Source organism: Pseudomonas fluorescens (assembly GCF_040448305.1).
GTDB lineage: Bacteria > Pseudomonadota > Gammaproteobacteria > Pseudomonadales > Pseudomonadaceae > Aquipseudomonas > Aquipseudomonas fluorescens_BH.
In genome coordinates this window covers 4773674-4786688 of the sequence record NZ_CP148752.1, presented here as the reverse complement: position 1 = coordinate 4786688, position 13015 = coordinate 4773674, and the positions used below count along the sequence as shown (strand labels likewise).

13 protein-coding genes are annotated in these 13015 nt (G+C 61.5%); 6 read left to right on the top strand and 7 right to left on the bottom strand.

The annotated features are described in order from the left end of the window. Positions 1-73: 73 nt before the first annotated feature. The 4 genes from codA to WHX55_RS21735 all read right to left on the bottom strand — a co-directional run bounded on the left by codA (position 74) and on the right by WHX55_RS21735 (position 4051). Positions 74-1318, bottom strand: coding sequence for a cytosine deaminase (gene codA / locus WHX55_RS21750; protein WP_150725785.1), 1245 nt, complete (start codon positions 1316-1318; stop codon positions 74-76). A 182-nt stretch (positions 1319-1500) separates the two neighbouring features. Beyond that, positions 1501-2331: an alpha/beta hydrolase gene (locus WHX55_RS21745; protein ID WP_353741282.1), complete on the bottom strand. Its 831-nt coding sequence runs from the start codon at positions 2329-2331 to the stop codon at positions 1501-1503. A 209-nt stretch (positions 2332-2540) separates the two neighbouring features. Continuing rightward, complete coding sequence (gene queD / locus WHX55_RS21740; protein ID WP_108230296.1) at positions 2541-2897, bottom strand: 6-carboxytetrahydropterin synthase QueD; 357 nt, start codon at positions 2895-2897, stop codon at positions 2541-2543. Positions 2898-2971: 74 nt separating this feature from the next. Then, on the bottom strand, positions 2972-4051 hold the full coding sequence (locus tag WHX55_RS21735; RefSeq protein ID WP_353741281.1) for a patatin-like phospholipase family protein: 1080 nt from the start codon (positions 4049-4051) through the stop codon (positions 2972-2974). 242 nt (positions 4052-4293) lie between these two features. Here WHX55_RS21735 and WHX55_RS21730 point away from each other — a divergent pair, with 242 nt between their 5' ends. The 3 genes from WHX55_RS21730 to WHX55_RS21720 are packed head-to-tail and all read left to right on the top strand — an operon-like array spanning position 4294 to position 6599. Further along, entirely contained in the window at positions 4294-4614 is a 321-nt protein-coding gene (locus WHX55_RS21730) for a PepSY domain-containing protein (RefSeq protein ID WP_150725789.1), read from the top strand. 3 nt (positions 4615-4617) lie between these two features. After that, entirely contained in the window at positions 4618-5286 is a 669-nt protein-coding gene (locus WHX55_RS21725) for a response regulator transcription factor (protein WP_150725790.1), read from the top strand. Then, positions 5283-6599 carry a sensor histidine kinase gene (locus WHX55_RS21720; protein ID WP_150725791.1) on the top strand — a complete coding sequence of 439 codons (1317 nt, stop codon included), beginning with the start codon at positions 5283-5285 and terminating at the stop codon, positions 6597-6599. The genes WHX55_RS21725 and WHX55_RS21720 overlap by 4 nt, the downstream gene beginning before the upstream one ends. Positions 6600-6719: 120 nt before the next feature. Here the strand turns inward: WHX55_RS21720 and WHX55_RS21715 are convergent, their stop codons facing one another. Beyond that, positions 6720-8396, bottom strand: coding sequence for an MFS transporter (locus WHX55_RS21715; protein WP_150725792.1), 1677 nt, complete (start codon positions 8394-8396; stop codon positions 6720-6722). 365 nt (positions 8397-8761) lie between these two features. Here WHX55_RS21715 and WHX55_RS21710 point away from each other — a divergent pair, with 365 nt between their 5' ends. The 3 genes from WHX55_RS21710 to WHX55_RS21700 all read left to right on the top strand — a co-directional run bounded on the left by WHX55_RS21710 (position 8762) and on the right by WHX55_RS21700 (position 12336). Continuing rightward, positions 8762-10078, top strand: coding sequence for a Na+/H+ antiporter NhaC family protein (locus WHX55_RS21710; RefSeq protein ID WP_150725793.1), 1317 nt, complete (start codon positions 8762-8764; stop codon positions 10076-10078). A 194-nt stretch (positions 10079-10272) separates the two neighbouring features. Continuing rightward, positions 10273-11955: a methyl-accepting chemotaxis protein gene (locus WHX55_RS21705; RefSeq protein WP_353741280.1), complete on the top strand. Its 1683-nt coding sequence runs from the start codon at positions 10273-10275 to the stop codon at positions 11953-11955. A 225-nt stretch (positions 11956-12180) separates the two neighbouring features. Next, positions 12181-12336, top strand: coding sequence for a metallothionein (locus WHX55_RS21700; protein ID WP_007998919.1), 156 nt, complete (start codon positions 12181-12183; stop codon positions 12334-12336). Positions 12337-12363: 27 nt separating this feature from the next. Here the strand turns inward: WHX55_RS21700 and WHX55_RS21695 are convergent, their stop codons facing one another. Together WHX55_RS21695 and WHX55_RS21690 are read right to left on the bottom strand one after the other, a co-directional pair. After that, on the bottom strand, positions 12364-12642 hold the full coding sequence (locus WHX55_RS21695; protein ID WP_353741279.1) for a hypothetical protein: 279 nt from the start codon (positions 12640-12642) through the stop codon (positions 12364-12366). A 33-nt stretch (positions 12643-12675) separates the two neighbouring features. Then, the gene (locus WHX55_RS21690; protein WP_150725797.1) at positions 12676-12903 is read right to left on the bottom strand and encodes a DUF6555 family protein; all 228 of its coding nucleotides are present in this window, start codon (positions 12901-12903) and stop codon (positions 12676-12678) included. Positions 12904-13015: the final 112 nt, after the last annotated feature.

Below are 13015 nucleotides of genomic sequence, written 5' to 3'. Positions count from 1 at the left end.
GTTTTGTGAACGACATATAACCACTGTGGGAGCGGGCTTGCTCGCGAAGAGGCCAGCCCCGTCAACACCAGACTCAGCTCAGCCCACTGAACTCCACCACCGGCATCGTCCGCTTCATCAACACCTTGCCATCGCGCACCGAGTACAGCGGCAACCCCTGGCTGCGGATCACCTCGTAATCGCTTTCCGCCGACAGAATCAGCAGGTTCGCCGGCCGCCCGCGCTCAAGGCCGTAGCGATCGCCGAGGTTCATGGCTTTGGCGCTATTGTCCGTCACCAGGTCCAGCGCACTTTGCAGGTTGCGATAGCCGAGCATGTGGCAGATGTGCAACCCGGCTTCGAGCACCCGCAGAATGTTGCCGTTGCCCAGCGGATACCACGGATCGACGATCGAGTCCTGGCCGAAGCACACGTTCATGCCCGCTTCCAGCAACTCGTTGACCCGGGTCACGCCCCGGCGTTTCGGGAAACTGTCGAAGCGACCTTGCAGGTGGATGCTTTCAGTGGGGCAGGAGACAAAGCTGATCCCCGAATGTCCGAGCAAGCGAAACAGCTTGGCGCAGTAGGCATTGTCGTAGGAGCCCATGGCCGTGGTGTGGCTGGCCGTGACCCGCGAACCCATGTCGCGGCTGCGGGCCTCTTCGGCGAGCACTTCGAGAAAGCGTGAATGCGGGTCGTCGGTTTCGTCGCAATGCACGTCCACCAGGCAACCGCTGCGTTCGGCCAGGTCCATGAGGAACTTCACCGAGCTGACGCCCTGATCGCGGGTGTATTCGAAATGCGGAATGCCACCCACCACGTCAGCGCCCATGCTGATGGCTTCTTCCATCAATTCGCGACCATTGCGGTAGGACTCGATGCCTTCCTGGGGGAATGCGACGATTTGCAGGTCGACCAGGTGCCGGCTTTCCTCGCGCACTTCGAGCATGGCCTTGAGCGCGGTCAGTTGCGGGTCGGTGACGTCGACGTGGGTGCGCACATGCTGGATGCCGTGGGCGGCGAGGGTCTGGATGGTTTTCTTGGCCCGGGCCTTGGTGTCTTCCTGGGTAATGGTCGCCTTGCGTTCGCCCCAGCACTCGATGCCTTCGAACAGCGTGCCGCTCATGTTCCAGCGCGGCTCGCCGGCGGTCAGGGTGGCGTCGAGGTGAATGTGCGGCTCGACAAAGGGCGGCACCACCAGTTTGCCGCCGGCATCCAGATCGTCAGGGCCCAGGGTCGGGGCTTCGATCTGGCGGGTGATGCTGCTGATCAGGCCGTTTTCCAGGTACAACTCATGCAGGCCTTCCTGGTTGCGCAGACGGGCGTTGATGATGTGCATCGGGCAGATCCTTTTGGCGAATCGTTTAGGCGATACCCTTACGTTAGCTCGCCAGCGACGAATCCCGCCAGTTCAAAATGTGGGAGCGAGCCTGCTCGCGAAGGCGCAGTGTCAGTCACCTTGGTGCTGAATGTGCCAGAGTCATCGCGAGCAGGCTCGCTCCCACAGGGGATTGGGTTTATTCAGGAAGATTTCTGCAGTGGCAAAAACCGCAGCAGCGCAGCGACTATGGCTTCAGGTGCATCTTCCTGAACCAGATGACCGGCGTTGGGTATCGGATAAAGCTGTGATCCGGGAATCATCCGATGCAGCGCCTGTCCGCGTTCGATGGGAATCCACTGGTCATCCTCGCCCCACAGGATCTGCACCGGGCAGCGAATCGTCGGGTACAGGCCCTCGGCCTCGCAGGTATAGCGCTCGTCCATCTGTGCGATCTGCCGGTAGAACGCGGCTTGCCCCGGCTCCCCCAGCCACGGCTGAACGTAGGGGGCGAGTTCGGCATCGGGAATTTCCCGCTTGATCGCCCCGCGAATATAGGTCGGCACGATGGCGCGCTGGATGTAATCGGGCAGTCCGCTGAACGCCGCTTCATGCTGGCGCACATGCTGCACGAACGGCGAACCCCAAGGCGTCAGAGCCACCGGGTCAATCAGTGTCAGGCTGCGGTAATCCTTGCCATTGAGCAGGTGCGCACGCAGTGCTGTGGCGCCGCCGAAGTCGTGGGCCACCACGTCGGGGCGATCCAGGTGCCAATGCTCCAGCAACTGCGCCAACAACTGGTTTTGCACACCGAGCGAGACATCGTCGTCGGGTTGTGCCGACTGCCCATAGCCCAGCAGATCGAAGTAGTGGACGCGGTGAGTCGCCGTGAAATACGGCGCGATCCGGTGCCACACGAAAGAAGAAAAGGGTGTGCCATGCACGAACACCAGCGGCGGGCCGTCGCCGCGTATGGCGTAGCGCACCTGATGTCCGTTGAAGTCGAAGACCTGATCCAGCGGCCAGTCAGTCATGGGCTTGTCCTCTTGGCGGGGGAAGAGGCAAAAAGCATAGGCATAAAAAAACAGCCGATGAAGGCTGTTTTTCATGTCACTGACGAAACGCTGTTCCCCTGTGGGAGCGAGCCTAATCGCGAAGAGGGAGTGTCAGTCACTGTACATGTCGTCTGACACACCGCTTTCGCGAGCAGGCTCGCTCCCACAGGTTATTTGTAATGTCTGGCTTACTCGCCGCGATAGATGCAACCGCTGGTGCAGGTCTCGTGGATACGGATCGCGCTGAGTTCCGGCAGCAGAGGCTTCAATTCCTGCCAGATAAACTTGGCCAGCACTTCGCTGGTCGGGTTTTCCAGGCCGGGAATGTCGTTCAGGTAGTTGTGGTCCAGGCGCTCGTACAGCGGCTTGAAGATCGCCTTGATTTCCGAGAAGTCGCGGATCCAGCCAGTGTGTGGGTCGATATCGCCGCTCAGGTGGATTGCCACTTTGAACGAGTGACCGTGCAGGCGGCCGCACTTGTGGCCGTCCGGTACGTGGGGCAGGCGGTGGGCGGATTCGAAGGTAAATTCTTTGAAGATTTCCACAGTTTTTCAGCTCTGTTCAGGTGGCGTTCGCCGCAGCGATTCGGGCAGGCGGCGAGTTTACCAGTTTGTCCTGACTAAAGGGTCAGCAAGCGCTCGCCGAGGCGACCGTTGGCGGCCAGTTCGAGGAATTCGTCCCCCAGGCGGCGGCTTTCGTCCATGGTCGTGCGCCAGTATTTCTGCCGGCTCGGGGCGTCGCCCATGAAGCGCTTGAAGTCATTACGGTCCGGCAGTTTGCGGTAGGGCAGGCGCGCCAGGTATTCCTTTGACGGCGCCAGCAACAGCACATTCTGCAAGCGAGCCGGGCAGGCGCGGCGCCACGGCAGGGTTTTGTCGAACCAGCCGGGAATCACCCGGTCGGTGAAGTGCGGGTAAAGCACGATGTCGTTGCCGCTGTAGGGCAGGTCCAGGTGGTAATCCAGCAGACCGCCGTCGCGGAATGTCCCGGCGCCGGCACCCGGCAGGTCGCGCACGCCTTCCATCACCATCGGGATCGAGCCCGAAGCCAGCAGGGCCTGGCGCAAATTGCCGGCATTGAGGGCGACGAAGCGCGACGGGAAGTCAGTCAAGGCATTGACCGGCGGCGCCAGGCGCGGGTCGTGGATGATCAGGCGTTCGAAGTGCCGTGCCAGCCGCGCCCGGCCGCGCAGGTTGTCGGCGATGACCGATGACAGGCCCAGCCCGAGGCGGCCGCGATGATCGTCGGCCAGCAGGCCGTGGCTTTTGACCACCATGATGTTCAGGCGGTAATGGTGGTTGCCGAGGATCGCGGCATCGCGACCGTCGAGCAGGTCATTGAGCATGCGCTGTGAGCTCTGGCTGATCTGCGCCATGGTCACGCCCTTGGCGAAATTCTGCTCGGTGTATAGCTGCCCGAGACGCCGGATGCCCTCGGCGGCGTCCGGCAGGCAGGCGCTGGCGAAGCGCCAGGAACCTACTGATGCGCCAATCAGCGAGCGCTCCCGCGGTGCTGCCGGCAGCCACTCGCCGAACAGCGCCAGGTCCAGACCCTGTATCCCCAGCGCCTTCGGACCGCCGGCAGCGCCAGGCAGGGTGCCGACGTCGGCGGCGTTCAAGCCATTCTCACGGATGCGCGCAAAGGCACGCGGGCCGGCCTTGAGGGTCAGGGAGGGGAACTTGATGTGGATGGCGGTCATTAAAGTCTCGAAGTCTGTTCAGCGGGCAGATTATGTGGGAGCGGGCTGAGGTGTCAGCAATGATGGCAATTCAGATTCAATTAAGTTCAGCGGGTTAGGGTGGCTCGCCTGGACCCCGACGCAACGCTGGGATAGCGCATCGCTGGTACCATTGTGGCTTTCGAGAAGCTCACACCACTGGCACTGGGCATGGAATTAGACCCGGTCAGCGGGCAGTGACTCAAGGATCATCAGGATTGGTAATGAAGGTGTTTCTACTCAATCGATGTGTCGCACGCCGGATGGCGCTGCTGCTTCTGGCATTTTGCTCGGCAGTGATGGCCCGTGACCTGGATCAGGATGAAGCCCTGCGCCTGCGTCAACAGGGTGTGATCCTGCCGCTGGAGCAGCTGCTGCTGCAGGCGATGGATCGTTACCCAGGGGCAAAACTGCTGGAAGCCGAGCTTGAAGAAAAACACGACGTCTACATTTATGAAGTCGAGTTGCTGACCCCGGAAGGTGTGGTCCGCGAACTGGGCATCGACGCCACCACCGGCCGTTTACTCAAAGACAAGGAAGACTGATCCATGCGTTTGCTGCTGGTGGAAGACCATGTGCCCCTGGCCGACGAACTGCTGGCCGGCCTCAACCGCCAGGGTTATGCGGTGGACTGGCTGGCTGATGGTCGCGATGCGGTGTATCAGGGCAGTACTGAACCTTACGACCTGATCATCCTCGACCTCGGTTTGCCGGGCGTGCCGGGGCTTGAGGTGCTGGCGCAATGGCGCGCGGCGGGTCTGGCGACGCCGGTGCTGATCCTTACGGCCCGGGATTCCTGGGCCGAACGCATCGAAGGCCTCAAGGCCGGCGCCGACGATTACCTGACCAAGCCATTCCATCCCGAAGAGCTGTTTTTGCGCATCCAGGCGTTGCTGCGCCGCTCCCATGGCCAGGTCAACCAGCCAACGCTCAAGGCCGCCGGGCTGCATCTGGACGAAGGTCGCCAGTGCGTTGTCCGCGACGGAGCAGACATTCAGCTGACCGCCGCGGAGTTTCGCCTGTTGCGTTATTTCATGCTGCACCCCGAGCAGATCCTCTCCAAAAGCCACCTCGCCGAACACCTCTACGACGGTGAAACCGAGCGCGACTCCAATGTGCTGGAAGTCCACGTCAACCACTTGCGCCGCAAACTGGGCAAAAGTGTGATTGAAACCCGTCGCGGCCAGGGCTACCTGTTCGGCGGGCAAGCCCGGTGAGATCGATCCAGCGCCGCTTGAGCCTGGGCCTGATCAGCGTGATGGTGGTCGTTGGCCTGGTGCTGGCGCAAACCAGCCTGTGGCTGTTTGAAATGGGGTTGCAGCGCTACCTCGAAGCCGGGTTGCGCAATGACAGCGAGAACCTGCTGGCGGCACTGGTGCGCGGGCCGCAAGGCTTGCAGCTGGATGAGCGACGCCTGTCACCGGCTTATCAGCGGCCGTTCTCCGGACATTATTTCCGCATCGATTTCGCTGACGGCCATTGGCGTTCCCGCTCCTTATGGGATCAGGAACTGCCGGCGCTTGATCACCCCGGCCTGCACGGCAACCTGCAACTGGGGCCGGAAGGGCAACAGTTGCTGGTGTTGCGCACGGACTATCGACGTTCGGGCGTGCCGATTTCCATCAGTGTCGCCGAGGATTACACGCCGATACGCGAAAGCTTCCGGCGCATGCAACAGCTCGGGTTCGGCCTCGGTTTGACAGCGCTGCTGCTGATTCTGCTGCTGCAACGGATTACCGTGCGCCGCGCCTTGCGTCCGCTGGAACAGGCCCGCGAGCAGATCGCGCAGTTGCAACAGGGCCAGCGCTCGCAACTCGATGACCAGGTGCCGGTGGAACTGGAGCCACTGGTGGCGCAGATCAACCACTTGCTGGCCCACACCGAGGACAGCCTCAAGCGCTCACGCAATGCCCTGGGCAACCTCGGCCACGCCTTGAAAACCCCGCTGGCGGTGCTGTTGAGCCTGGCTTCAAGCGAGCAACTCGACGCGCATCCGCAACTGCGCAAGACCCTCAAGGAACAACTGCAACAGGTCGAGCAACGGCTCAATCGCGAACTCAATCGTGCACGGTTATCCGGCGATGCGTTGCCGGGCGCACTGTTTGATTGCGATGGCGAACTCCCCGGGTTGCTGGCAACCCTGAACATGATCCATGGCGACCACCTGGCGCTAAGCTATCGCGCACCGGCCGGCCTGCAGTTGCCCTGGGATCGTGAAGACCTGCTGGAGCTGTTGGGCAACCTGCTGGATAACGCCTGTAAATGGGCGGATGCCGAGGTTCGCCTGAGTGTGGCCGAGACTGCAGAGGGCTTTGAACTCAGCGTGGAAGATGACGGCCCGGGCATTCCCGAAGAGCGTCGCGATCAGGTGTTTGGCCGAGGTACGCGGCTGGATGAGCAAACCCATGGGCATGGTTTGGGGCTGGGTATCGTGCGTGACATCGTCGATAGCTGGGGCGGCAAACTGTCGTTGCTGGAAAGCGAGTGGGGCGGGTTGAAGGTCGTCATCGAGTTGCCCAGACACACTTGAAGTCACACCAGGAACCCTGTGGGAGCGAGCCTGCTCGCGATGAGGCCATGTCAGTCGACATTAACTGTGGCTGACACACCGCTATCGCGAGCAGGCTCGCTCCCACAGGGACGGCGCCGATCAAGTGTGATGAATCTCCCGATCCTTGGTTTCCGGCAGGAAGAACGTGCCGAGAACGGCCGTCATCACCGCGATGACAATCGGATACCACAGCCCGTAGTAGATATCCCCCGTGGCCGCCACCATGGCGAACGCCACCGTCGGCAGGAAGCCACCGAACCAGCCATTGCCGATGTGATAGGGAAGCGACATCGAGGTGTAGCGGATGCGTGCCGGGAATAGTTCGACCAGCCAGGCCGCAATCGGCCCGTAGACCATGGTCACATAGATCACCAGGATGGTCAGGAGCAACAGCACCATCGGGTAGTTGGTCTTGGCCGGGTCGGCCTTCTCGGGGTAGCCGGCGTCCTTGAGGGCGGTGACGAGGGTGGCGGTAAAGGCGTCGTTTTTGGCCTTGAAGTCGGCGGCCGGCATGCCGGTGCCCTCGAAGCTCTCGATCACTTTCTCGCCAATGCGCACCTGCGCAACGGCGCCCGGCTCGGCGCTCACGTTCTTGTAGGGGATGGCCTTTTTGGCCAGCACGGTCTTGGCCAGGTCACAGGAACTGGTGAATTTGGCCTTGCCCACCGGGTCGAACTGGAACGAGCACTGGCCGGGATTGGCGACTACCGTGACCGGATTCTTCTCCTGCGCAATGAACACGTCGGGGTTACCGTATTGGGTCAACGCATGGAAGATCGGGAAGTAAGTCAGTGCCGCGATGATGCAGCCGGCCATGATGATGCCCTTGCGCCCGATGCGGTCGGACAGGCTGCCGAAAATGACGAAGAACGGCGTACCGATCAGCAGTGAGCCGGCAATCAGCAGGTTGGCGGTCTGCGGGTCGATCTTCAATGTCTGCAACAGGAAGAACAGCGCATAGAACTGCCCGGTGTACCAGACCACCGCCTGGCCGGCGGTGCCGCCGAGCAGGGCCATGATCACGATCTTCAGGTTCTCCCAGCGTGCGAAGGATTCAGTCAGCGGCGCCTTGGAAGACTTGCCTTCGGCCTTCATTTTCACGAACACCGGCGACTCGTTGAGCTGCAAGCGGATGTACACCGAGATAATCAGCAGCAGGATCGACAGCAGGAATGGAATCCGCCAGCCCCAGGCTTCGAAGGCTTCAGTGCCCAGGGCGGTGCGGCAGGCGAGGATCACCAGCAGTGAAAGAAACAGGCCGAGGGTTGCTGTGGTCTGGATCCACGAGGTGAAAAAGCCGCGTTTGCCCTTGGGTGCATGTTCGGCCACGTAGGTCGCTGCGCCGCCGTACTCACCGCCCAGCGCCAGGCCCTGCAGCAGGCGCAGGCTGATCAGAATGATCGGCGCGGCGACGCCGATGCTCGCATAGCCGGGCAGCAAACCCACCACGGCCGTGGAAATACCCATGATCACGATGGTGATGAGGAACGTGTGTTTGCGCCCGATCATGTCGCCCAGCCGACCGAACACGATGGCGCCGAAGGGCCGTACGGCGAAGCCTGCGGCGAAGGCGAGCAGGGCGAAGATGAAGGAGGTCGTCTCGTTGACGCCGGCGAAGAAGTGTTTGGCGATGATCGCCGCGAGGGAGCCGTACAGGTAGAAGTCATACCATTCGAACACGGTGCCCAGGGACGAGGCGAAAATGACCTTGCGCTCCTCCCGGGTGAGGCCGCGGTTGGGCGTGCTGCCCGTGGTTGCATTGTCGATTGCTGCCATGAGTATTCTCCGTCTTGCTCTTGTTGTAGGCCGGAGTTCCCACCAACACTTACCGTACCCAGGCCCTGGGGCTGATGTCATCGGATTACGGGGCTTGCATTCAGGTTGACGCCAGAAAACGCTGCAAGGTTCCGTGAAGCATAATCAAGGTCCGGCAGATATCCACTCGCCATCATTTGATTGAGCAGCGCACAGAAACAAATGTGGGAGCGCAATCCATTGCACACGCAGAGCCCCACGAGCTTTGACACCACGCTGACTCTGCGGCAAAGTGCGCGCCCTCTAATAAAACCCATTCCTTTTATCCGCTGGCGGCTTTCGCAGACTGCCGGATGGACTCTTTCCGTTTGTCACGAGGTAACGAAATGAATGCAGTCATTGCCGCGGTCGGCATCATGCTGATCCTCAGCCTGTCCCGCGTGCATGTGGTGATCGCCCTGATCGTCGGTGCGCTGGTAGGTGGTTTGACCGGTGGCCTGGGGATCGAGGCGACACTCAAGGCTTTTAACAGCGGCCTCGGCGGCGGGGCGACGGTGGCTTTGTCCTACGCTTTGCTCGGTGCTTTCGCCGTGGCCATTGCCAAGTCCGGCATGGCCCATGCGCTGGCCGACAAGGCCCTGGCCATGGTCGATCGCCAGCACGCCAGCGGCGGTGGCCAGGTCAAATGGCTGCTGATCGGCCTGCTCTGGGTCGTGGCCATCGCCTCGCAGAACATCTTGCCGATACATATCGCGTTCATTCCGTTGCTGGTGCCGCCGCTTCTCTACGTGTTGACCAAGCTGCAACTGGACCGTCGGCTGATTGCCTGCGTCATGACCTTCGGCCTGATCACGCCCTACATGTTCCTGCCGGTGGGCTTCGGCAACATCTTCCTCAATGAGATCCTGCTGGCCAACGTCGCCCGCAGCGGCGTGGACATCAGCGGCATCAACGTGACCCACGCCATGGGCATTCCGGCCCTGGGCATGGTGGCGGGCCTGCTGATTGCGTTTGTCAGCTACCGCAAGAAGCGTGTCTACGACCTGGCGAAGATCGAACAGGTCGAGCAAGTGGCGGTGCAATACAATCCGCTGAGCCTGATGGTGGCCGGTGTGGCCATTGCGGCGGCGTTCATCATTCAGTTGTTGCTCGATTCGATGATCATCGGTGCGCTGGCCGGTTTCCTGATTTTCTCGGTGTCGGGCATCGTCAAATGGCGCGACACCGACGACCTGTTCACCGAAGGCATGAAAATGATGGCGATGATCGGCTTCATCATGATCGCAGCCTCCGGGTTTGCCGAAGTGATGAAGGCCACCGGTGAGGTGCAGACGCTGGTCGAGTCGTCGGCGTCGTACATCGATCACAGCAAAGGCATTGGCGCCTTGCTGATGTTGCTGGTGGGGTTGCTGGTGACCATGGGCATCGGCTCGTCATTCTCCACCGTGCCGATCCTGGCGGCGATTTTCGTGCCGTTGTGCGTGCAACTGGGTTTCAGCCCGTTGGCGATCGTGTGCATCGTCGGCACGGCCGGTGCCTTGGGCGACGCCGGTTCGCCGGCTTCGGACTCGACCCTGGGCCCGACTTCCGGCTTGAACATCGACGGCCAGCACCACCACATCTGGGACACCGTGGTCCCGACCTTCCTGCACTACAACCTGCCGTTGCTGGCGTTTGGCTGGGTGGCGGCGATGGTGCTGTAACCCGGAACCCCTGTGGGAGCGAGCCTGCTCGCGAAGGCGGCACATCCAGCATCGATGTGTCTGACATACCGCTTTCGCGAGCAGGCTCGCTCCCACAAGGGATCACCAGTGTCCTCAATGACCGCGTTCAACTTTTGATCCGGCGTGCCGTTAAAGCTTTTAACCACGCCAACAAAATCAAAAGAGTGAACGTCATGCGCATGAGCCTCAAGGCTAAAGTCCTGTCCCTTGCCGTCCTCCCGGTGTTGCTGTTTGCGCTGGTCATCAGCCTGACCACACTGTTCATTCTGCAGGATCAGGCGCGCAAGGAAGTCGAGCAGACCCGCGAGCGCCTGCTCGGCGATGCCAAGGCGACCCTGCAAAGCTACGTGGCCGTGGCCATGACCACGATCAAACCGCTCTACGACGCCGCTGCCCCCGGCGATGAGGCGGCGCGGGCCCAGGTGATCAAGCTGCTGTCGAGCATCACCTATGGCAAGGACGGCTACTTCTTCGGCTACGACTCCAACACCGTGCGCCTGTTCAAGGCCAGCAGCCCCGAAGGCGTGGGCCAGAGCTTCAAGGACAACCGCGACCCGAACGGTGTCTACGTCAACCGCGACCTGGTGAAAGTCGCCAGGGACGGTACGCACTACCTGCAATACAGCTCGACATTGCCCGGCAATACCCAGGTGCTGGTGCCCAAGCTCGGTTACACCGAATACCTGCCGAAGTGGGACATGGCGGTCGGCACCTCGGTCAACCTCGACGGCATCGAAGCACAAGTGGCCGTGGTCGAAGCCAAGGTCCAGGAACGCATGCAAGGCATGGTGCTGAGCATCGTCGGCGTGGCGGTCGTGGTGCTGTTGGTGATCGCTGCCGCGGGGATGCTGCTGGCCAACACCATTCTGCGTCCGCTGCATTTGATGAAAGCCAACCTCGACGACATCGCGGCAGGCGAGGGCGACCTGACCCGCCGCCTGACCATCACCAGCCAGGACGAACTCGGTGAACTGGCCGGCTCGTTCAACCGTTTCGTCGACAAGACCCACGGCCTGGTGCGGCAGATCACCGAAATGACCTCGCAACTGACCGGACTGGTGAATCAGGTGTCCGACCAGGCCAATCGCTCGGACCAGGCCATGGAGCGTCAGCGCCATGAGACCGATCAGGTGGCCACGGCGATCAACCAAATGTCGGCGGCAGCCCAGGAAGTGGCCAAGAGCGCGCAGAGCGCCGCGGTGGCAGCCCAGCAGACCGACGAGGAAGGGCAGGCGGCCAAGCGTGTGGTGGCCGGCAGTATCGAGAAGATCCATGCGCTGGTGGACGACATCCGCAGCAGCGGCGTGTCCTTGGACAGCCTGCAAAAAGACGTGTCGTCGATTGTCAGCGTGCTCGGGGTGATTCGCTCGATTGCGGAGCAGACCAACCTGCTGGCGCTCAACGCGGCCATCGAAGCCGCCCGCGCCGGTGAGGCCGGGCGCGGCTTTGCGGTGGTGGCCGATGAAGTGCGGGCGCTGGCCAGCCGCACGCAAATCAGCACCCAGGAAATCCAGGGCATGATCGACCGCTTGCAGGCCGGCACCCGGTCGGCGGTGGAGGCGATGCGTCGCTCCAGCGAGGCCGGCGACGGCACCTCGGCCCAGGCCAACGAGGCGGGGGCTTCGCTGGACGCCATGGCGCAGCTGATCGCGACCATCAATTCGATGAACGCGCAGATCGCCAGTGCCGCCGAAGAACAGACCGCCGTGGCCGAAGAGATCAACCGCAGCGTGCATCAGATTGCCGTGGCGGTGGACAGCGTCGCGGACGAAACCCAACTCGGCGCGCAAACCTCCCGCAGCCTGGCCGACCTCGGTCAGCGTCTGGGCAGTCTGGTCGGGCAGTTCCGTATCTGACAGAACAGAGACAAAACCTGTGGGAGCGAGCTTGCTCGCGATGACGGCAGCACATTCAGCATTGATGTTGGCTGAGCCACCGCTATCGCGAGCAAGCTCGCTCCCACAGGGTTCACGCCAAATCGATCCGACAGCCGACCGGTTCCGTTGGATGGTAGCTCCTACACTGACAACACGGGTTGTACCTCAACGTCCCCGAAGATCAGTACCCAAGGAGTCAAACCCATGACCGAACGTACTTGCGACTGTCCGAAATGTAACTGCAAGCTCGGTGAACATCCGATCGTGCGTCACGGCAAGCATTACTGCTGTGAAGCCTGTGCCAAGCATCACGAGCACGGGGAGGAGTGCGCATCCCAAGGCTGCAAGTGTGCCCACTGAAAACCACGGCACACGCCAAAGTGGAGCCTAATCCGGTTCCACTTCCAGCCTGAGGCTGTCATCTTCCAGGCGTTCGCTGTGGCGCACGGTGCCTTGCAGGCGCCGCCCTTCGACCCGCAGCACCAGGGTCCTGGCTTGCTCCAGATCTTCCGGCAGTGGCGCCGGGACGCGTATGGCGAAGCAGTATGGGTCATTTTCGACCTGTTCCAGGCCGATCCGGCATTCGGCGCTTTTGGTGATGCGACCGATTGGCGTGTCCAGACCGTAGTCCAGCTGCGCAGGGCTGTTGACGGGTGTTGCGCTCATATCCCTTCCCCCGAACCTGATGTTCAACGGATATTAGTTCGCCGGCCGCCACTTGACGTTTTCCACGCCGAATTTTTCAGCCATCGGCTTGCTGGTCTTTTGCACCTTCTCGCGTCCGAATCGGGGGATTCGCCCCACCCCCGCATCACAGCTCGCCCAATGCCAGGCTTCTGCGTTATCCAATTTTTCCAGGCGGATGATGAATGATTTCTGAGCGCCGTGGAGGGTGTACTCGATGACGAATAATTTTGCACTGTTCATAAAGCCCCGATTCCTCCCTGTTGTACATAAAAGGATCGCGTGCCATCAGGAAAATTCACTCTGATTGTCGGTAGACGGCGGTTGCTGGCGACAAGTTCGGCGCCCCGTTACC